The organism is Streptomyces sp. NBC_00237 (assembly GCF_026342435.1).
Classification (GTDB): domain Bacteria; phylum Actinomycetota; class Actinomycetes; order Streptomycetales; family Streptomycetaceae; genus Streptomyces.
Window position 1 is genome coordinate 1,612,291 of record NZ_JAPEMT010000002.1, and the last position, 20,072, is coordinate 1,632,362.

19 protein-coding genes and 2 pseudogenes are annotated in these 20,072 nt (G+C 68.9%); 1 reads left to right on the plus strand and 20 read right to left on the minus strand.

Going from position 1 to position 20,072, the window contains the following annotated elements:
* Positions 1-36: 36 nt before the first annotated feature.
* The 3 genes from pyrH to rpsB form a co-directional block, all read right to left on the minus strand.
* A complete protein-coding gene (pyrH, locus tag OG897_RS20960) occupies positions 37-780 on the minus strand; it encodes a UMP kinase (protein WP_266658735.1) in 744 nt (247 codons plus the stop codon).
* 187 nt (positions 781-967) lie between these two features.
* A complete protein-coding gene (gene tsf / locus OG897_RS20965; protein ID WP_266658736.1) occupies positions 968-1,804 on the minus strand; it encodes a translation elongation factor Ts in 837 nt (278 codons plus the stop codon).
* Positions 1,805-1,960: 156 nt separating this feature from the next.
* A complete protein-coding gene (rpsB, locus tag OG897_RS20970) occupies positions 1,961-2,890 on the minus strand; it encodes a 30S ribosomal protein S2 (RefSeq protein WP_266658737.1) in 930 nt (309 codons plus the stop codon).
* A 309-nt stretch (positions 2,891-3,199) separates the two neighbouring features.
* On the opposite strand from rpsB, the gene OG897_RS20975 reads away from it, so the two are divergent.
* A complete protein-coding gene (locus OG897_RS20975; protein WP_323188083.1) occupies positions 3,200-3,922 on the plus strand; it encodes a M23 family metallopeptidase in 723 nt (240 codons plus the stop codon).
* On the opposite strand, the gene OG897_RS20980 is transcribed toward OG897_RS20975, so the two are convergent.
* From OG897_RS20980 to rplS, 17 genes and pseudogenes are all read right to left on the minus strand, one after another.
* The gene (locus OG897_RS20980) at positions 3,876-4,436 is read right to left on the minus strand and encodes a TetR/AcrR family transcriptional regulator (RefSeq protein WP_266660367.1); all 561 of its coding nucleotides are present in this window, start codon (positions 4,434-4,436) and stop codon (positions 3,876-3,878) included. The genes OG897_RS20975 and OG897_RS20980 overlap by 47 nt on opposite strands.
* Positions 4,437-4,546: 110 nt before the next feature.
* Complete coding sequence (whiG, locus tag OG897_RS20985; RefSeq protein ID WP_189825854.1) at positions 4,547-5,380, minus strand: RNA polymerase sigma factor WhiG; 834 nt, start codon at positions 5,378-5,380, stop codon at positions 4,547-4,549.
* A gap of 257 nt (positions 5,381-5,637) precedes the next feature.
* Positions 5,638-6,321 (minus strand): annotated as a pseudogene (locus tag OG897_RS20990) (DNA-processing protein DprA); the annotation flags it as partial.
* 127 nt (positions 6,322-6,448) lie between these two features.
* Positions 6,449-6,883: a hypothetical protein gene (locus OG897_RS20995; protein ID WP_266658738.1), complete on the minus strand. Its 435-nt coding sequence runs from the start codon at positions 6,881-6,883 to the stop codon at positions 6,449-6,451.
* The gene (locus tag OG897_RS21000) at positions 6,880-9,024 is read right to left on the minus strand and encodes a hypothetical protein (RefSeq protein WP_266658739.1); all 2,145 of its coding nucleotides are present in this window, start codon (positions 9,022-9,024) and stop codon (positions 6,880-6,882) included. Before OG897_RS21000 ends, OG897_RS20995 begins: the two co-directional genes overlap by 4 nt.
* Positions 9,021-10,838, minus strand: a complete 1,818-nt coding sequence (locus OG897_RS21005; protein ID WP_266658740.1) for a hypothetical protein — start codon at positions 10,836-10,838, stop codon at positions 9,021-9,023. Before OG897_RS21005 ends, OG897_RS21000 begins: the two co-directional genes overlap by 4 nt.
* 59 nt (positions 10,839-10,897) lie before the next feature.
* Positions 10,898-12,376 carry a site-specific integrase gene (locus tag OG897_RS21010; protein WP_266658741.1) on the minus strand — a complete coding sequence of 493 codons (1,479 nt, stop codon included), beginning with the start codon at positions 12,374-12,376 and terminating at the stop codon, positions 10,898-10,900.
* Positions 12,377-12,409: 33 nt separating this feature from the next.
* Positions 12,410-12,886: pseudogene (locus tag OG897_RS21015) on the minus strand (DNA-processing protein DprA); the annotation flags it as partial.
* A gap of 101 nt (positions 12,887-12,987) precedes the next feature.
* Complete coding sequence (locus OG897_RS21020; RefSeq protein ID WP_266658742.1) at positions 12,988-14,628, minus strand: YifB family Mg chelatase-like AAA ATPase; 1,641 nt, start codon at positions 14,626-14,628, stop codon at positions 12,988-12,990.
* Positions 14,628-15,059, minus strand: coding sequence for a YraN family protein (locus OG897_RS21025; protein WP_266658743.1), 432 nt, complete (start codon positions 15,057-15,059; stop codon positions 14,628-14,630). Before OG897_RS21025 ends, OG897_RS21020 begins: the two co-directional genes overlap by 1 nt.
* A 126-nt stretch (positions 15,060-15,185) precedes the next feature.
* The gene (locus tag OG897_RS21030; protein ID WP_266658744.1) at positions 15,186-15,494 is read right to left on the minus strand and encodes a DUF2469 domain-containing protein; all 309 of its coding nucleotides are present in this window, start codon (positions 15,492-15,494) and stop codon (positions 15,186-15,188) included.
* Positions 15,495-15,549: 55 nt separating this feature from the next.
* A complete protein-coding gene (locus tag OG897_RS21035; RefSeq protein WP_266660369.1) occupies positions 15,550-16,038 on the minus strand; it encodes an NUDIX hydrolase in 489 nt (162 codons plus the stop codon).
* A gap of 101 nt (positions 16,039-16,139) precedes the next feature.
* The gene (gene lepB, locus OG897_RS21040; RefSeq protein WP_266658745.1) at positions 16,140-16,868 is read right to left on the minus strand and encodes a signal peptidase I; all 729 of its coding nucleotides are present in this window, start codon (positions 16,866-16,868) and stop codon (positions 16,140-16,142) included.
* A 46-nt stretch (positions 16,869-16,914) separates the two neighbouring features.
* Positions 16,915-17,760, minus strand: a complete 846-nt coding sequence (gene lepB / locus OG897_RS21045) for a signal peptidase I (RefSeq protein ID WP_266658746.1) — start codon at positions 17,758-17,760, stop codon at positions 16,915-16,917.
* Positions 17,753-18,862 carry a signal peptidase I gene (gene lepB, locus OG897_RS21050; protein ID WP_266658747.1) on the minus strand — a complete coding sequence of 370 codons (1,110 nt, stop codon included), beginning with the start codon at positions 18,860-18,862 and terminating at the stop codon, positions 17,753-17,755. The genes lepB (OG897_RS21045) and lepB (OG897_RS21050) overlap by 8 nt, the downstream gene beginning before the upstream one ends.
* Entirely contained in the window at positions 18,855-19,595 is a 741-nt protein-coding gene (gene lepB / locus OG897_RS21055; RefSeq protein ID WP_266658748.1) for a signal peptidase I, read from the minus strand. Before lepB (OG897_RS21055) ends, lepB (OG897_RS21050) begins: the two co-directional genes overlap by 8 nt.
* Before the next feature lie 45 nt (positions 19,596-19,640).
* A complete protein-coding gene (gene rplS, locus OG897_RS21060; RefSeq protein ID WP_266658749.1) occupies positions 19,641-19,991 on the minus strand; it encodes a 50S ribosomal protein L19 in 351 nt (116 codons plus the stop codon).
* Between the last annotated feature and the right edge of the window lie 81 nt (positions 19,992-20,072).

The following is a 20,072-nucleotide window of genomic DNA, read 5'->3' on the forward strand; positions in this document are numbered from 1 at the left end:
CCCCCGGCCGGGCCAGGAGGACGAAACGGAAACCTGTCAGTCCCGGTTGCCCCGGGCGTTGACGAGCGTGCCGATCTTCTCACCCTTGACCGCGCGGGCGATATTGCCCTCGGCCAGCAGTTCGAAGACCAGGATCGGCAGGTCGTTGTCGCGGCAGAGGGTGATCGCGGTGGCGTCGGCGACCTTGAGGTCGCGGGACAGCACCTCGCTATACTCCAGCGCGTCGAACTTGACCGCTTCGGGGTTCTTCTTGGGGTCGGAGTCGTAGACCCCGTCGACCCCGTTCTTGCCCATGAGCAGGGCTTCCGCGTCGATCTCCAGCGCGCGCTGGGCGGCGGTGGTGTCCGTGGAGAAGTACGGCATGCCCATGCCCGCGCCGAAGATCACGACGCGCCCCTTCTCCAGGTGGCGCACGGCGCGCAGCGGGATGTACGGCTCCGCGACCTGGCCCATGGTGATGGCGGTCTGGACACGGGAGTCGATGCCCTCCTTCTCCAGGAAGTCCTGGAGGGCGAGGCAGTTCATGACGGTGCCGAGCATGCCCATGTAGTCCGAGCGGGCCCGGTCCATGCCGCGCTGCTGGAGTTCGGCGCCGCGGAAGAAGTTACCGCCGCCGATGACGACCGCGATCTCCGCGCCGTCGCGTACGACCGCGGCGATCTCACGCGCGATGGCGTGGACGACGTCGGGGTCGACACCGAGGGCACCGCCGCCGGCGAACGCCTCGCCGGAGAGCTTCAGCATGAAGCGCCCGGTCTTCTTGCCGCTGTCCTGATTCATGGGGGTGATATCTCCTCGTGCACATACGAAGAAGGCCATTGCCGGTGGAAATCCTTGCGGTTCCCTCTGCGGCAATGGCCTCCTCGTCAGATCTGCGGCCGCCCGGTGCGTACTCCGGGCGGCTGCATCAGACCCTAGCCGGGTCTGGCGATGTTCGCGTTACGTCGACAGGGTCGGACGTACGGACTCAGATGCCGACCTTGATGCGCGCGAAGCGCTTCAGGGTGACGCCGGCCTCGTCCAGGACCTTCTGGACGGACTTCTTGTTGTCCAGCGCGTACGGCTGGCCGAGGAGGGTGGCCTCCTTGAAGAAGCCGTTCACGCGGCCCTCGACGATCTTCGGGAGGGCGGCCTCGGGCTTGCCCTCGGCGCGCGTGGTCTCCTCGGCGACGCGGCGCTCGGTCTCGACGACCTCGGCCGGAACGTCTTCCTTGGTGAGGTACTTCGGCGCGAAGGCGGCGATGTGCTGGGCGATGCCGCGAGCGAGCTCGGCGTCGGCCTTGTCCAGCTCGACCAGAACACCGATCTGCGGGGGCAGGTCGGGCATGGTGCGGTGCATGTACGCGGAGACGAAGGCACCCTCGTACTGGGCGAAGCGCTCCAGGACGATCTTCTCGCCGAGGTTGGCGTTGGCCTCGTCGACGAACGCCTGCACGGTCTTGCCGGCCTCGATCTCGGAGGCTAGCAGGGTCGCGAGGTCGGCCGGCTTGGTGGCGGCGACGTGCTCGGCGAGCTGGTTGGCGACGGCCTGGAACTTCTCGCCCTTGGCGACGAAGTCGGTCTCGCACTTGAGCTCGACGATGACACCGGAGGTGTTGTCGTCGGCGATCAGGGAGACGACGGCGCCGTTCTCGGCCGAACGGCCCTCGCGCTTGGCGACGCCCTTCTGGCCCTTGATGCGAAGGGCTTCGACGGCCTTGTCGACGCTGCCGTCGGCCTCGTCGAGGGCCTTCTTGCAGTCCATCATGCCGGCGCCGGTGAGCTCGCGGAGCTTCTTGACGTCAGCGGCGGTGTAGTTCGCCATGAGTCTGTGAATCTCTTCTCGAAAGTCGAAGGTCGTGATCTACGTGATCCGCGTCGACGGTGAAGTCAGCGTCTACGTGATCTACGGGTGAACGGCGGGGGCGGTACGCCTGTGGGCGTACCCTCCCCCGCCGTCAGTCAGCCGTTACGGGCTGGGTCAGGACTGCTCGGCGTCCGCGGCCGGAGCCTCGGCGGCGGCCTCGGCCGGCTTCTCGGCCTCGGCGACCGGGGCAGCCTCGGCGTCGGCGGCCGGAGCAGCCTCGGCCGGAGCGGCAGCGGCGTCGGCGGCCGGAGCCTCGTCAGCCTTCTTGTCGCCCTCAAGCAGGTCGCGCTCCCACTCGGCGAGGGGCTCGCCGGCGGCCTTCTCGCCCGGCTTGGAGTCACCGGTGGCGGCACCGGAACGGGCGATGAGGCCCTCGGCGACGGCGTCGGCGATCACGCGGGTGAGCAGCGTGACAGAGCGGATCGCGTCGTCGTTGCCGGGGATCTTGTAGTCGACCTCGTCGGGGTCGCAGTTGGTGTCGAGGATCGCGACGACCGGGATGCGCAGCTTGCGCGCCTCGCCGACGGCGATGTGCTCCTTCTTGGTGTCGACGATCCAGACGGCGCTGGGAACCTTCGACATCTCGCGGATACCGCCGAGGGTCTTCTCCAGCTTGGCCTTCTCGCGCGAGAGAACCAGGAGCTCCTTCTTGGTGAGGCCCGACGCGGCCACGTCCTCGAAGTCGATGAGCTCCAGCTCCTTCAGGCGCTGGAGGCGCTTGTAGACGGTGGAGAAGTTGGTCAGCATGCCGCCGAGCCAGCGCTGGTTGACGTAGGGCATGCCCACGCGCGTCGCCTGCTCGGCGATCGCTTCCTGCGCCTGCTTCTTGGTGCCGACGAACATGATGGAGCCACCGTGCGCGACGGTCTCCTTGACGAACTCGTAGGCGCGGTCGATGTACGACAGCGACTGGAGCAGGTCGATGATGTAGATGCCGTTGCGCTCCGTGAAGATGAAGCGCTTCATCTTCGGGTTCCAACGACGGGTCTGGTGACCGAAGTGGACGCCGCTTTCCAGCAGCTCCCGCATCGTGACGACGGCCATGGCCGTACTCCTTGAGGTACTCGGTTATCGCTTCCGCCGGACGGCGGTCGCGCCTGACGCCCCACGCGCTGTGCCCATGAGGTCCGGACCGTGTGGTCGGAGACTCTGAGGACCGAGCAGCGCTGCCACTGACCGCTGAAGAGTGGGTGGTGGCGGGACGTGCGAAGTCGACCCGGTGACCCGGATCGCCACAAGAAGTGTACGGGACCCGCACAGTGCCGGGTGACGGCGTTGTCCACAACCGGTCGGCCGTCCACAGAAGCGGTCCATGATCCCCGCGAGAACGCTCGTTGCGGGACCGTTCTCGGCATGTACCGAATGGTGTTCCTGACCCTGTCCCTGACCGTCGCCGCGCTCTTCGTACGCCCCTCCCCTGCCTTCGCCGCCGAGGGTCCCGACCGCTCGTGGCCGGTGGGCGTCCGCCCCCCTGTCGTACGGGCCTGGGAGCCGCCGCCTTCGCGGTACGCGGCCGGGCACCGGGGCGTGGACCTGGCGGCCGTTCCCGGCGAGGGGGTACGGGCCGCGGCGGCGGGAAAGGTGTCCTTCGCGGGCCGGGTGGCCGGGCGCGGAGTGCTCTCGATCACGCTGCCCGGCAGCGGGGACCCACCGCTGCGCACGACGTACGAACCGGTGCGCCCGCTGGTCGCGGAGGGCGAGGAGGTGGCGGCGGGCCAGGTGGTGGGGGTGCTGGAGTCCGGTGCGTACCACTGCCCGGCGGTCAGCTGTCTGCACTGGGGCCTGCTGCGGGGCGCGGACTACCTGGATCCGCTGTCCCTGCTCCCGCCCGGCCTGCTGCACCGGGGCCCGCCCCGCCTGCTGCCGGTGTTCGGGGTCCCGGCACCCGCCACCGAGCCGCTTCCGGCAGCCGTACGGGACCGATCACCGTCGGCAGCCGTACAGGACCGAGCGCTGTCGGCAGCCGTACGGGACGGAGCGCTGCCGGTGGCGGTACTGGCGTGCCCCGTGCCGTGGTGGCGGCGGAGTCTCAGCCCCGGACGCCCCGCAGGGCCATCGAGACGGCCGCGTCGGTGATCAGGGCGGGATCCTCGGCGGCGCCGCCGAGCTCCAGACGGCGCACGGCCGCGTCGACCACGCCCTGGAGCATCATGGCCGCCAGCCGGGGCTGCTCGTGGCCCAGGTCGCGCAGGGCGTCGCCGATCATCGTGACGAGTCCGCCGTGCGCGGCGCGGATCTTCTCGCGGGCACCGGCGTCCAGCTCGCTCGCGGAGATCGCGACGACGGCACGGTGGCGACGGTCGGCGACCAGCGTCAGCTGTTGCCGTACGTACGCCTCGACCTTGCCCTCGGCGGTGTCGGCGGCCGCCATGGCGTCCTCGACCTCGGCCGCCCAAACGGGGAAGTCGACGGCGCACAGCTCCTCGACGACCGCCCCCCGGGAGCGGAAATACTCGTAGACCGAGGAACGGGCCAGGCCCGTGCGCTCGGCGAGGGCGGGGAAGGTCAGAGCCTCCGTACCGCCTTCGGACAGGAGGGATCGGGCAGCGTCCAGAAGGGCGCTGCGCTGCATCGTCCGGTGCTCGGCCACGGAGGCCGCTCGAATCCTTGGCACGCATCCACTCTACGGATGCCCGCCGGAGATGACGACGGGGTACACCCGGCAGGGACGATTCCTCGGGATTTGCGCCGCTTGCCCGGTCAGCGGCCGACGTCGGCGAGCTTGGCCCTGAGCTGGAGGACCGACTTGGTGTGGATCTGGCTGACCCGGCTCTCCGTGACGCCGAGCACGTTGCCGATCTCGGCGAGGGTGAGGCCCTCGTAGTAGTAGAGGGTGATCACGGTCTTCTCGCGGTCGGGGAGGGTGTTGATGGAGCGGGCGAGCAGGCGGCGCAGCTCGCGGTCCTCGGCGACCTCGACGGGGTTGTCGGCGCTGGTGTCCTCCAGCGTCTCCATCAGGCTCAGCCGGTCGCCCTCGCCGCCCGCGTGCAGCAGCTCCTCCAGCGCGACGACGTTGGCGAGCGACAACTGGCTGAAGACGGCGTGCAGTTCCTCGACCGCGATGCCCATCTCGGAGGCGACCTCACCCTCGGAGGGGGTGCGGCGCAGCTTCGCCTCCAGGGTGGCGTAGGCCCGCTCGACGGCCTTGGCCTTCTGGCGCACGGAGCGGGGAATCCAGTCAAGGGCACGCAGCTCGTCGATCATCGCGCCGCGGATGCGGGTGATGGCGTACGTCTCGAACTTGATCGAGCGTTCGATGTCGAACTTCTCGATGGCATCAATCAGCCCGAAGACCCCGGAGGACACGAAGTCGGCCTGCTCGACGTTGGCGGGCAGGCCCACGCTGACCCGGCCCGCGACGTACTTCACCAGCGGCGAGTAGTGCAGGATCAGCTGCTCCCGCAGCCGCTCGTCGCCCGTGGTCTTGTACGACCGCCACAACTCGTCCACGGACGAGGGCGCCGGGGGCCGTACGGCTCCGCGGGCAGCCGGGGGCGCTGCCGCGCGGTCAGACCCGGAGGTGTGCTGGGGCATGCGTTGCCTTGAGCCGTTCTGCTGTGACGTGAGGGGGACTTGGTGCCGTGCGTGCTGCCTGAGCGGGGCGAAAACCTTGCGAGCGTAGCGTGACAGAGGCGTCGCGGTGCGCGAAGGACATGGAACTGAATCGTCCGGTTGACGGCCGCAGGCAGCGCCGCGCCGTGGGAGCCGTGGTCGCGCACGGCTGCTCCCGCCGGGCTCCGGCGCCTGGTTCGACAGTCATTCCGGACACCCTTTCACCCGGATGCCCCTGGTCAAGCACCGCCTCGCCGGGCTCGCCCGGCGCGTACGGCGCTTGACGCCAACTTCCAGTCGTCTCCGTGACGTTCGACGAACCCGAGGGAGTGCAGTTCGTACAGTCTCGCGAGCGCCTCGTCCCGGGTGGTCGCCGCTTCCCGTGCGACGTCGCGCGCGTCGACGGCACAACGGCCGGGCAGCGCCTCCAGCACCCGGGCGGTGACGGGGTCGAGCAGGTCCTTGGGCAGGACGGGTCCGCGCCGGGCGGGGGCGAGTTCACCGATTTCGCCGACGAGTTCGACGATTTCGGCGGCGTCGGTCACCAGCACTCCCTCGCCGCGGAGCAGTTCGTGCACTCCCGCCGAGAGGCCACTGGTGACGGGCCCCGGGACGCCCATGGTGAACCGGCCGAGGCGCTGGGCGCCGCGGGCGGTGACGAGCGAGCCGCTGCGGTACTCGGCCTCCACGACGACGGTGCCCCGGGTGAGGGCGGCGATGACCCGGTTGCGCAGCACGAAGCGACTCGGCGTGGGATGGCTTCCCGGCGGCAACTCACCTACCACAAGGCCCTGTTCGGCGATGCGGCCGATCAACTCGGCGTGCCCGCGCGGATAGACGACGTCGATCCCGCAGGCGAGCACCGCGACGGTGGCCCCACCCGCGCCCAGCACCCCGCGGTGTGCCGCCCCGTCGATACCGAAGGTTATCTCGCATGTTTTACCTGTTGTTGAATCTCTCCTCTAGGACAGAGGGTCTCCAGGTCAGACCCATATCCTCCGGGCCTGCAGGTAGCAACAGCTTGCCGTCTTGCGTTGGTGCTGTTCTGGGTCATTCAGACGAGAGCTCGGAGGGCCCCTGCGCCCGGGGCATGTGGATCACCCGGGCGCCCTCCTCTCGGCCGGTGAGGACACCGTTCTCCAGAGAGAGAAGGTTGATCGCGGCGGCATAGACCCGTAGCCGTTCCTCCAGGTCAGCGCAGTGCTGGCGGAGATCTGCGTACTTCCTTTTGAGCTCCTCGTGCTCGCTCAGCTCCTTGCTGAAGGCCGCGGGGGTGCTGCCCTGAGCCTTCACCCGGGCTTGGAAGAGCTCCTTGAGATCAAGGTGCTGGTGGGTGAGTTGCCAGCGCTTGACGTCGGCTTCGACGGCCAGCTGAGAAACGCTGAGACGCCCAGTGGAGCGGAGCGGAGTTCCGGCGAGAAGACGGTCCATCGCGGCGAGGATCACGTCGCGGACCGGGTCTGCTGCGGTTGAGCGGGCGGTCACTGGTCGCCTTCCTCATGCTCGTCGATGATGCGTTGAAGTCGTTGGAGTTCATGGCGCTCACGTTCGTGGCGGATGGACGGAGCAAGAGGGTCAGCAACGGCCTCCGCGAGTTGTACTTCCTGTTGTCTGACCTCCGCGATATCGCGGTCGGTGCGGGCAAGGCATCGACAATTGGGTCGGCAGTCGTCGGTGTCCGGGGTGACCAGCGGATCGTCGATGGTTCCTCGAAGTCGGCAGGCGGCCTGGGCGGGCTCGAGAACGCAGGTCATCCCTTGTCCGTGGTGGATCTGCAAGAGCGGATTGCCGACCAGGTCGCGAGCCTGGCGCTCATTGGTCAGGACATGCCCGGCGAACTGGCGGTTGGCTGCGGCGACGCGCTGGCGGTAGGCGTCGGCTGCGGGTCCGCTGACGTGTTCGCCGTTCTCGAGGGCCTCGGCATCTTCGGCGAGGATCTCGATGCGGTAGAGCCAGTCCTCGAAGGCGTACTCGTCGGGGAAGCCGGATTCGTAGGAGCCTGCGTAGCCCTGGAGGAGCCGTGTATGCAGATGGCCGTACTGAATCGAGGCGGCCACCAGCCCGCGAGGACGGCGCCTGATGAACCAGGCCAGAGTCCTGCGAAAGCGGGAAGTCGACAGACGTCCCTGTCCCTCGCCGGGGATGAGGTCGCTCCGGCCCAGGCCCCGGCATTCAGCATTGACCCAGGCGACGAATGCGTCGACGTCCTCGGCCATCGAGTCGTCGGTGCGAGCTTCTCCCAAACGCTTGGCGCCTTTGCGCAGGTGGTAGGGCTCGATCCACCTCGGGAACAGCAGCGGGCTCGGATGTAGCCGTTCCAGTACCCGGACGGCTTGGGCGACGATCTCGATGACGACCCAGGGATCGCGGCGGAGCTCACCTGCCGGGAGCTTGTTGCCGTCCTTGTCGACGGCGTTCTTGTAGTAGAGGCCCTTCATCAACCACAGGTCGTTCTCAGCGTCATGGGCGATGCAGCCGCGTCGCAGGTTCAAGACCTCACCGGGACGAGCGCCCGAAAGGTAAGCGACGATGACGAAGCAGGCCGTGCTCAGCAGTCGGGCGAGCTTCTTGGCTTCGCGGTAGGTGATGCGCTTCTCTCGCCAAGGCCGGCCGTCGAGCCGGCCCGTGATCGGGGCGTCGAGGTAGGAGTTGTCGGCGATGGGGATGCCCGATTCGGTCGCCATCCGGCCGCTCACGGAGTGCTGGATTGCGTCCGAGCAGGACACAATCCTGCCGATGTGCCTCCAGTCGATCCTGAGGGTGCCGTCGTCCGTCAACTTGCCAGGCAGCATCCCGCCGTGCCGTCGTAGTCCGTCCAGGTAGGCGCTCATCCGTCGGTGGACATCACCGCGTGGTGGCCGCGCGTTCTGACCTGTTCGGCGACGATCCTCCGGCTGGCGCCCGTGAAGCTCCAGGTGCTCGGCGTGTGCGGCCAGGATGTCCTCGGCGAAGTCTTCAACGAACCGGATCGCCCAGACCAGCAGGTGTTGCATTGTCAGCTCGCCTATTCGACGGGTGCGGTTGTCCCGTTCGGTGCGGACCCGTCCGAAGATCTCTCGGGAGTCCTCGCCGCCTCCGGGCGGCGTGGCGGGCAGCCTCATGCGCTCTGGCAGGAGGCTGCGGACTGACCACAGTCTTCGCACTTCGGTGACGCGCCGGTATTTGCGTTCCAGGCTGATCTGCTCGTCACCCAAGTCGGCGAGGTAGTCATCCAGCAGTGCTGAAGTGACGTGGCCGAAGGCGGTGACGTTCTGCCGGTGAAGCCAGCTCAGGAACGATTTGAACGGGTTGAAGGCTGCAAGGACTGTGCCGGGTGCGGGGCGGTTACCAGTTCCTCGGCGCATAGTCCCTGGTCTGGGATGGTTCAACAGCTGCCAGACGTAGTGCTTCGCCTCCAGCCGCAACGGTCCGGGAATGGGAGCGAAGTTCAGGCTCTTGGCCTTGGCGTGGTCCTCGAAGATCGCGGGGTCGAGATCCCAGCGGTCGTCGGCGAACCGGGACAGACGTTTGAGGTCGGTGCCTGGCCGCAGTGGGCGGTGGAGCAACACGAGAGTGTCGGGGCCGGGCCATTCTGTGCCCTCGGGGGGCACGTCCCAGTCGGCGACCAGCGGGGAAACAGCACTCATCGAAGATCAAGCTCTCTGTTCAGGAACCGTGTCACCACGGCCTGGTCGGTCTCTGTGACGTTCGCCCGGGCATCGTCGATGTCCACCTCGTCATGCCGAGACAACAGGTCGGCGAGTTGGGTGTGCGGCAGGGCGAACCGCTGGGTCCACTGGAGCGGGGTCATCTCGGTCCGTCGTTCAGCCAGCCGGTCGTGGACCAGGACCTGAACAGGCAGGTGGCGGGGGAGAGCGCGGGCGCAAGGACAGCCCAGGCAGAGCATGAACGAAGCCCGGCAGGACTCGCCAGGTGGAGCATGCGGTCCGTTTTGGTGATCGCTGCAGGCGTTCATGACGGTGTCCAGCTCGCCGGCAATCATCCGTTTCAGCGTCACCGCGTCGATGCCGTACTCCGCTGCGACCGTCTCGGCATCGGTGCTGGCCCGCTCGAGATCGGTGCGGGTAAGCACGGTCATCACGCCCCGGACCCGGGCTTTAGCGACTTCCTCCTGCAAAGCCGCGGCGACCACTTTTTGGTACTCGGTGAGGTTGCCGCGGTTGCGAGCCAGATAGTCGGTGGCCAGGGTCTGTTCCGTGTGGCCCACTGGAGCCTGATGAAGCTCGAGGTAAGTGAGCCGAATCAGGTCCAGTGTGACGTGCAGTTGAACCGGGCGGCCCTTCATGTCGGGCTCATCTGCCTTCAGGCCGTGCGGGACTGCCCACCGAGTGGCCCAGTCGGACGATGTCGGCTGTCTCATTCCCCGCCCGGCTCCGCGACCGCCACTAACGTTCCATCCGATCAGCAGTCGATCGCTGCCGGCCAGTTCCCGGGACCGGGAGGTCAGTTCGTGCAGTAGCGCATAGAGCCCGAACGGGGTGTGCAGCTCGTCGCGGGCCGAGATGTTCTCCAGGTCAGCGGGGATGCTGATCCAGTCCGGCAGGTCACTCAAGGCCAGGTTCATGTGGGCCCTCCGCCCACGTCTGGGTTTGTGCGTCTCCAAGATCGCTGTCGGGGTCTGGCCGGTGTAGCCGTCGGCCCGGTGATGGACCGCCGGGGTCTTCAAGATCACGCTCTTGTTCTGCCCGGTCATGGCGGCCAGCAGGACAGCACCGGCCGTGACCTCCATGCCGGTCGGGTGCAGCCAGGGCACGATCTGTTCAACTCGGCCGTAGTCCAAGACCCACTCGCGGACGACTTCAGACCCGCCGTGAACGCCGCTTGCACGGCGCCGGCGCGGGACGTCTCCGAAGCGGTCGACCCAATCCAGCAGTTCCAGGCGCCGGCTCTTGCCGGAGCTCAGCTCGCCTTGCCGGAACCGAGCCAGGGCCTCGCGGTTCTCACGGATCCGGGCAGCCGCGAGACGAAGGTCGGCGCGGGCGGCGTCGGCGATGCGTTTGAGCTCGTGCTGGCTGTAGCTCTTCTTCGGCTCTTTGGACGGCTGACGGCGCGGGCTTCTCTCGCGCAGCTTGGCCAGCATCGCATCGGACAAGCCCTCGGCATGCTTCAGCAGCAGCTTGAGGCAGGCCAGTTCCCGCGCAGCCACATGGGTCTCGTCCTTGCGTTTGTCGAAGAACCCATCCAGGTGCGCGGGCTGCAGATGGACGAGCTCAGTCGGCGGCCAGGCCAGCGTGGCCAGGTAACGGGTGAAGAACCTCGCCGCTTTGTAAGGCTTGTCGGTCGAGTGCAGTGACGTGAGACCAGAGCCAGGAGCGGTGCGGCGGCTGAAGGCCTCCGCGAGACCCTGTCGCAGTCCCGGGGCGACCAGCAGGCCATCGAAGGGGTAGTCACGTGATTCGGTGCCGTCCTCAGCGAAGCACCGCACGACCAGGCCCTCCATGAGGCCATGGGCGGTTCTGCCACCCTGGCCTGGCAGGTTGGCCCGCCTGCCGCGAGGGCTCATCTAGTCACCGCCAGCGGGTCGGTGCGGACCCGGGGATGCCTGGCGAACACGTCGGCCATGAACTTGCCCACGGGGAAGCCTTCCGCGTGGGCAAGCAGCACCTCGACCTGGAGGTTCCTGAAGGGGCCAAGGTAGACCTCTTTCGTGGTCTCCACCCGCAGGTGCCCGAGCATCGTCTGCACCAGGTGCCAGTGGTCGCCGAACTGTTCCCGGAAGTCCTGGCTCTCCTCCTCCGTCAGGTGCCCCAGCCGCTGGGCCCAGATGAGCTTGCCGACGGAGAACCACCGCAGGGCAAAGGAGTGCCGGTGCATGTGGGCGGTGCAGGAGAAGTTCTCCAGCCCGAGATCCTCGATCCGCGTGTTGGCCGCTTCGAAGGTGTGGTGCCAGCTATGTGCGTCGCGCGGCAGTCCGTCCTCGTTGAGCCACAACGACAGCGGTTCCAGGCCCTGCGGCGTCTCCGTGAACAGCCGTTTCCTGATCTGCGGCGGGAGGTCGTTCCACGGTTTCTCGACCGTGCCGCCCTTCTCGTCCGGCAGGTGGACGCCCTTGCCCTTGCCGGACAGCTGAACCACCCGGAGCCCGCGAACGGACTCGTAGAGACCCGATTCCTGAGCTCTTCGAACCGCTCGGGCGCGTGCCCCCTCGCGATAACCGTGGGCTCCGGCCGCCACCGACCGCGGCATCCAATAGGTGTAGCCGTTCTCGCGCTTGGCGCACTGATCAGCCAGCTCACAGGTGAAATACCCGCGGCCCGGCGCCATGCGGGGCAGCTCGGGCAGGAGCACGCTCGACCAGGACGTCAGCCGCAGACCGGTGCCGTAGAGCCCGTCCACGAACGCACCGTCGCGTTGGTCATTGCGGCCCCGCCACCGACGGTCCCGACGGCCGTCCAGTCCACGTCCCCGAACCCCCAGGTCACGCCACCGCCGGATCGCGGCCGGGTCGAGCCACTTCACGTTGTCCTGCCGCCGTCCGCGCTCGTACTCCAACTCGTCGAAGGGGTCGACGACCTGGTAGCGCTTGCCCGCCCACTTGTAGAACTTCTTGCAGCCGGCGACGTCCTTCGCGAACGACGACTTCCGCACCCGTTCCTCGTTCCTCGGGTCGGTCAGCCGCCAGAACTGGAACTCCGTTGCATCGTCCTCGGTCGCATCCCACCAGCCCCGGCCCAGCACCAGCAGGAAGTTCAGCCACAGCGCCAGGGAGTACGCGTAGTCCCGGTTCGTCAGATCGGACCGGTTCCTCATCGTCGGGGACGCGAAGAACGCGTTCACCCTCAGATCGGGCAGACCATCGGGACCGAGCAGGAACCGTTGCCCGTGCCGCCCGCCGAGCTTCTCTATCCACGTACGCAGGTCCGGCGCGTACAGAGATAAGTGCTCAGGGAGCGCACGCGCTGGACGCTCCAAGTCGTACCGATACACCTGCCAACCAACGGAGTTGGCGACCACTTCACTCTCTTCAGCCACAAGCATGCAACTACTACAACAGCTTTATGGCTATAGAACGAAGGCGGCCCCCGACACCACCACCCAGCCGCGTTCCGCGAGGCCCGCGCCGAGGGTGGTCGCCATGTGCGCCCCGTACGGAGTGCAGGCGCGGGCGCCCACGACGGCGACGGAGCGCAGGGCCCACATCCGCAGGTTCGGGCGGCCCCTGACCCACAGTCCGACCGGCCGGGCGTCCCCCAGGTCGTCGAGCTGCCTCGGCCACTCCCCGTCGCCGGGACAGACCAGACGCCCGCCGACGGAGGCCGCCGCCTCCTCGTAGCGTCGCGGGTCGACCGCGGCGGCCCGGCTGCGGTAGCCGTCGAGCCGTTTCGCGCCGGCTCCGGTCAGGGCCTCGTCGGGCCAGGGCACGGAGGCGGTCAGCCGTCTCAGCACCTCGACGGGGCCGTGCTCGCGCAGCCAGCGTCCGCCGGTCTCGTCACCGGGCTCGATGATCCCGGTGAGGGCGGCCCGCGCGGCCCGCTCCTGCGCGTCCACCCGGGCCGCCGGCTCCTCCCCGCCCGCCCGTACCGTCCCCTCCGCTTCCGGTGTCTGTGGCCCGGCCGCCTCCGGCCCGGCCGCCCCGTCGTTCCCCGGGTTCACGTCACTCCCCCGCCCACCAGGACCGCAGGGACCACCCCTTGCGGTCTGACCGCGCCCCGGTCGACCCCGGTGCGCATCTGGAGGGCCAGTCCCAGGTCGTTGCGGTCGGGCCGGTCGTGGCCGTGCAGATCGGCGATGGTCCAGGCGACGCGCAGCACCCGGTCGAACCCCCGGGCGGTGAGCAGCCCCCGCTCCATGTCCCGCTCGGCGGCGCCGAGCGCCTCGGGGGCCGACACCCAGCGGGTCCGCAGTTCGTGGCCCGGCACCTCGCTGTTGTTGGTCCAGGGGGTGCCCTCCAGCCGTGCGGCGGCCCGCTGTCTGGCGGCGCGCACCCGCTCGGCGACCGTCTCGGTGGACTCGCCCCGGCCCCCCTGGTCCATCAGGTCCGCCCGCATCACGGCCTCGACCCTGACCCTGAGGTCGATCCGGTCGATGAGCGGCCCGGACAGCCTCGCCTGGTAGCGCCGGACCGTCGCGGAACCGCAGTCGCACACCGCGTCCTTCTGCCCGTGCCGCCCGCAGGGGCACGGGTTCGCGGCCAGCACCATCTGGAAGCGGGCGGGCAGCCGCACCACCCCGGCACTGCGGGCCACCACCACGTGCCCCGACTCCAGCGGCTGGCGCAGCGAGTCGAGCGCCTTGGCCGTGAACTCCGGGGCCTCGTCCATGAAGAGCATCCCTCGGTGGGCGAGCGACACCGCGCCGGGGCGAGGGAATCCGTTGCCGCCGCCGATGAGGGACTGCATGGTCGCGGAGTGGTGGGGCGCGCAGTAGGGCGCCCGGGTGACCAGGGGTTCGCCGGGCGGGAGGATCCCGGCGACCGAGTGCACGGCGGTGACTTCGAGGGACTCCTGCCGGGTGAGCGGCGGCAGGAGACCGCGGAGCCGTTCCGCGAGCATGGTCTTGCCCGCGCCCGGCGGCCCGTGCAGCAGCAGGTGGTGTCCGCCCGCCGCGGCGACCTCCAGCGCGAAGCGGGCCGGCTCCTGACCGCTCACGTCCGCGAGGTCGGCCAGCTCGTCGCCGCCGCAGGACAGTCCGGTGCCCGCTCCCGCGCCGGGCACCATGAGCCCGGCCAGCATGGCGTCGGGCCTGCCCTCCTCCGCGGGTTCCTCCTCGGGCACCTCCTCCCCGGCGAGTACCGCGATGACCTGGCGCAGGCTGCGTACGCCGAGGACCGAGATGCCCGGCACCAGCGCGGCCTCCGCCGCGCACTGTTCGGGCACGACCACCTGGCGGTAACCCGCCTCGGCGGCGGCGAGCACCGCCGGGAGGATCCCGCGCACCGGTCGGACCCGGCCGTCGAGGCCCAGTTCGCCGATCACCACCAGGTCGGCGATCTCCCGGGGATCGATCCGTTCGGCCGCCCCGAGCACGGCCACCGCGACGGCGAGGTCGAACCCCGACCCGCCCTTGGGCACCGATGCCGGGCTGAGCCCCACCGTGAGCTTCTTCTGCGGCCAGCCGACACCGGAGTTGACCACCGCGGCCCGCACCCGGTCCCGGCTCTCCACCAGGCTCTTGTCCGGCAGGCCCACCAGGGCGAAGGCCGCCACACCCGGTTCCAGGTCGGCCTGCACCTCGACGACCACGCCTTCGACGCCGACCAGCGCCACCGAGCACGTACGCGCGAATCCCATCAGGCCACCCCCCGCACGTGTTCCACGACGGGAGCCCCGCGCCGGGGCAGGGTGACGCCCACGACGTCGATCCGGGCACCTCCCGGGGGCGGGCCGCCGTGCTCGTGCAGCCAGAGCTCGGCGAGGGTGTGCAGGCGTCGGGCCTTTTCGGCGGTGACGCCTTCCATGGGTTGCTGGAAGGCGCCGGTCCGCCGGGTCTTGACCTCGCAGACGACGAGCGCGTCGCCGTCGCGGGCCACGATGTCGATCTCTCCCGTCCGGCAGCGCCAGTTGCGCTCCAGGACGGTCATTCCGGCCTCGGTCAGACGCCGGACGGCGAGGTCCTCGCCGTACCGGCCGAGACCTCCGCGTGCGCTCTTGGGGGATCGTTCGTTCAGGGGTCGTTCGTTGAGGGGTCGTTCGCTGGCGGGCTGTGTGTTCTTCGCGTTCATTCGGTTCCACCTCCGGAACCGAATGTGACGCAATCCCCGCGAACTAGTGGATCTTGGTGGACAACGGGGTCGTTGTGGAAAACTCCGTCACCCGGAAGTGTCCGGATCAGCCACGATCAACCGTGATCAGCTCCCCGGCAGCTCCAGATCGCTCTTGTTGAGCTCTTCCACGTTCACGTCCTTGAACGTGAGCACCCGCACCTGCTTGACGAACCTGGCGGGCCGGTACATGTCCCAGACCCACGCGTCCGCCATCGATACTTCGAAAAACACCTCGCCCTGGACCGAGTGCACTTGCATCTCGTAGTCGTTGGTGAGGTAGAAGCGCCGTTCGGTCTCGATCACATATTTGAACAGACCGACGACATCGCGGTACTCCCGGTAGAGCTTCAGCTCCATCTCGGTCTCGTACTTTTCGAGGTCCTCGGCGCTCATGGCATGTTCCCCTTCAGCCGTGCGTCCCCCTATTGTGCGCCAGCCCCGTACGCCCCTATGCGATTTCCGGGGCCAGGACGATCGGCGTACTCGGAGGACCCTCGTCGAGCAGCGTGCGCAGCAGCTCGGCGAGCCTGGTCGGGTACACCGTCTCACGCGTCGCGAGAAGGGCAGTGGAGGACCACCACCGCAGTCCCGCCGTGCTGCGCCGTTCCAGCTCCGTGAGACCGGTCAGCACCGTCTCGGTCTGCCGGGTACGCGCCAAGAAGAACCATTCCTCCTGGTCCCAGCGGCGCCCGTCGAACACGAACGAGCAGACGCGCCGCCACAGCACCGGACCCAGCTCGATGTCCGTGATCCCCGTCTCCTCCGCGACCTCCCGCAGCGCCGCCTCCTCGGGCGTCTCGTCGCCCTCCAGGCCGCCGCCCGGGGTGAACCACCACTTGCGGGCGGGGTCCTCGGGCTCGAAGCCGTGCATCAACAGCACCCGGTCCTCGGGGTCGAGCAGGACGACCCGTGCGACCTTCCGCAGCGGTCTGCCCAGCACGTTGTCCGTATCCGTCGCGCCCGCCACGTCCGTCGCGCCCGCCACGTCCCTCGTGCCCGCCGACTTCGCCGTTTCCGCCGACACGCCCGTACTTTCCGTCACGCCCGCACCTTCCGTCGTCCGGCCAGCTTGGCGAGCGGCCCGTACGCCGCCCCGCCGAAGATCAGCACCACGCCCGCCACCACGGCCGCCACCAGCAGCCGCACAGGACCCGGTTCGGAGACTCCGCCCGGCAGCTCCGCGAAGGCCCCCGGCCGGTCCAGTACGCCACCGATCGGCCAGGCCACGGCGTCCACCCTGGCATCCACCTTGGCCAGCGGCACCGTGCCGTTCGTGGAGTCCCCGAGGTGCTTGCGGGAGTCCACCGAGGTGCGCCGCTCGTCGCCGAGGAGGAAGAGCTCCCCCTCGGGCACCGAGGCGCTGAAGGACTCGATCGCCGACCCCTGCCGGGACGCGGCAGGCAGATACGTTTCGTCGAGCGCCTTCCCGTTCACCTGGAGGCGGTTTTGCTTGTCGCAGCAGACGACCTTGTCGCCGCCGACGCCGACCACGCGCTTCACCATCGGCATCGCGCCCCACACCTCGTCGGTGAAGACCACGACGTCCCCGCGCCGCACCTGGTCGCCGGATATCCGCTGCGCGAGCACCCGGTCCCCGGTCTTGATCGACGGGGTCATCGAGTCCGACGGCACGGTGTACGGCTTGTACACCAGCGCTCCCCAGGCGAAGCCGCCGAGGAAGAGCACACAGCCGACGGCCACGGCCAGCCCCGACAACACATTGCCGAGGCGGCCGCGGCCGCCGTCCGTACGTCCTGCTTCGCTCATCCCAGCGCTCCCCCTGTTTCGGAGATCAACGATCTGGGACGGCACCCTACCGGTCGGTACGTGCCCCGGACAGCCTCTTCCGCCGCCAGAGAACCATCGGCACAGCACCCGCCAGACCCAGCGCTCCCGGCGCCACCGACACCGCGGCGGCCGTCGCGCTCGCCAGCCCCGGCTGGTCGAACGTGTCCGGCACCGGCAGCGTCGCCCAGCGGCTGATCGGCCAGGCCACCACCACGGCCCGCCCGACGACCTCGTCGGTGTCGACGAAGCCCTTGGTCGGGAGCTTGGTGTGGTAGCGGGAGTCGAGCGAGTTCTTCCGGTTGTCGCCCATCACCCAGATCTTGCCTTCCGGCACCTTCAGCGGGCCGAAGGGATTGTCGTCGCACGGGGTGCCCTGCGGCGAGATGTACGACTTGTCGTCCAGCGCCTTGCCGTTGACGTGCACCGAGCCGCCGGTCTTGCACTCCACGGTGTCGCCGCCGACCGCGATGACCCGCTTGATCAGGTCCTTGTCCTCGGCGGACGGCATCAGTCCGATGAAGCTCAGCACCTTCTGCACGGCGTTGGGCTCGGCCACTTCGCCCGGCGGCAGCCACTTGCCCGGGTCGTGGAAGACGACGACCTCGCCGCGCTCCGGCTCCGCGCCGAACCACGGGGTCAGCTTGTCGACCAGTACCCGGTCGCCCTTCTGGAGGGTCTCCTGCATCGATTCGGAGGGAATCGAGAATGCCTGGACCAGGAAGGTCTTGATCAGCAGCGCCAAGAGCAGGGCGATGCCGATGAGCAGCGGCAGTTCCTTCCAGAAGGAACGCGGCTTCTTGGCGCCCTCGTCCTCACCGCTGCTGTCGTCGCTGCTTCCGCCGCCGCCCTGGACGTCCTGTGCGTCACTCACCGTTCCACCGCTCTGCTGCTCCGCCGCCGGAGGGCCGGTCACGTGCGGGGACGCATCGGCACGCCGCTCGGGCTCGGGCTTCTCCTCGGGTCCTTCGTGTCCGGACCGGGCACCGACCGCCACATCCCCCACGTCCACTCCTCACTCCGTGCCACCGCCCGCGCCCGAGAAGGCGCAGGCCCACCACTCCCATAACGAGCGGGAGTTCCCCTGGGCTCGGGAGTAGGACCTGACGATCCTGGGACGCCACCCTATTCGACGGCGGTCCCGCGTCCGCCGCCCCGGCACGCGGTTCGGGGACCCGGGCGAAGGTCTCCGGGACCTCCAGCCGACGCCAGTGACCGATCGGCCAGCCGATGACGAAGGCCCGGCCCAGAACGTCCTCTTCCGAGACCGTTCCCTGGTACTTCTCGTTCAGGTGGAATCGGGAATCGGCCGAGTTCGACCGGTGGTCTCCGAGAACGAAGACCCGCCCCTCGGGGACCTTCACCTCGAACGAGGTCTTGGACGGCCGGTCGTTCGGAAACACATAGGGTTCACTGAGCGGTACGCCGTTGACGGTGACCTGACCATTCTTGTCGCAGCACTTCACCGTGTCGCCGCCGACCGCGACCACCCTCTTGATGAGGTCCTGCTCGTCCGCCGACGGCAGCAGCCCTATGAAGGTCAGCCCCTCCTTCACCTGCTTGATCACCACGGGGTCGTCCTTCGCGGGCTTCTTCTCCTGCTCCAGCCAGCCGCCCGGGTCCTTGAAGACGACGACCTCGCCCCGCTCGGGCCGCGAGCCGAACCACGGGGTCAGTTTGTCGACCAGCACCCGGTCGCCGATCCGGATCGTCTGCTCCATCGAGCCCGACGGAATCACGAACGCCTGCACCAGGAACGTCTTCAGCACCAACGCGATGAACAGCGCCACGACGATGAGGACGGGTATCTCCTTGACGGCGGACCTGCGCCGCCGCCGCTTCACCCGGCGGGCCAGTTTGCGCCGCTCGGCCCGGCCGCCCGTCCGCTCCTCGCCACCGGAAGGCGGCAGCGTGGAACGGCTGCCCGTCGGCAGCGGGGCCGGTGCCTGCGCCCTGTCCCGGCCTCGGCTACCCATGGGCCCCGCCCGGCTCCCGTATGCCGTCGAAGGCGTCCGTACGCTGCGGAGCGCCCCAGCGGCCCAGCGGCCACACGGTCCAGTCCGCCCGGCCGATCACCCGCTCGACCGGCACCATGCCCCCGCCGGGACTGCCCAGGTGGTCGCGGGAGTCGCTGGAACGGGAGCGGTGGTCGCCCATCACCCACAGCTTCCCTTCGGGCACCACGATGTCGAAGGGCACCCGGGACGCGCTGTCGCCGGGATACAGGTACGCCTCGTCCACGCCCCGCCCGTTCACCCGGAGCCTCCCCCGCTCGTCACAGACGACGCGGTCGCCGCCCACGCCCACCACCCGTTTCACGAAGTCGGTCTCGTCGGGCTCCGCCAGGCCGAGCGAGGCGCCGGCCCAGTGCAGCGCGCCCGTGACGGGGTTGCCCGCGGGCCGTTCCCGTACGAAGGAACCCTCTCCGTCGAAGACCACCACGTCCCCGCGCTGCGGCTCGGCCCCGAAACGGTACGCCAGCTTGTTGACCAGCACCCGGTCGCCCACCTCCAAGGTGGGCTGCATCGAGGTGCTGGGAATCAGGAAGGGCTGCATCACGAAGCCGCTGAGCAGCAGCAGGAAGACGAGGCAGGCGGCGGCGTACACGAGAGGGCTGGAGAAACGCGCGGAGCGCGACCGCTCCTCGTCCCCCGGAGGGGAGTCGGAAGAGCGGTCGCGCTCCTCGTGCTGTGCTGCTTCGGTGTCCATCGGAACCCGAGCCTATCCGGCGGGTTCCGGACGCCTCAGGCGCGATCAGTTGTCGCGCTTCTCCTTGATCTTGGCGGCCTTGCCGCGCAGCTCGCGCAGGTAGTACAGCTTCGCGCGACGCACGTCACCGCGGGTGACGACCTCGATCTTCTCGAAGATCGGGGAGTTCACCGGGAAGGTGCGCTCGACGCCGACGGAGAAGGAGACCTTGCGGACCGTGAAGGTCTCGCGGACGCCCGCACCCTGGCGACGGATGACGACACCCTTGAACTGCTGCACACGGGAGCGGTTGCCTTCGATGACGCGCACGTGCACGTTGACGGTGTCACCCGGGCGGAAGGACGGGACGTCGCTGCGGATCGACGCAGCGTCGAGGGAGTCGAGCAGGTGAGACATGTGTGTCTGCTTTCTTCGCTGATGCCACAGGTCATCAGCGGCATGTATCGAGATGAAAGGGAGTGCTGTTCGCGTCGCTCC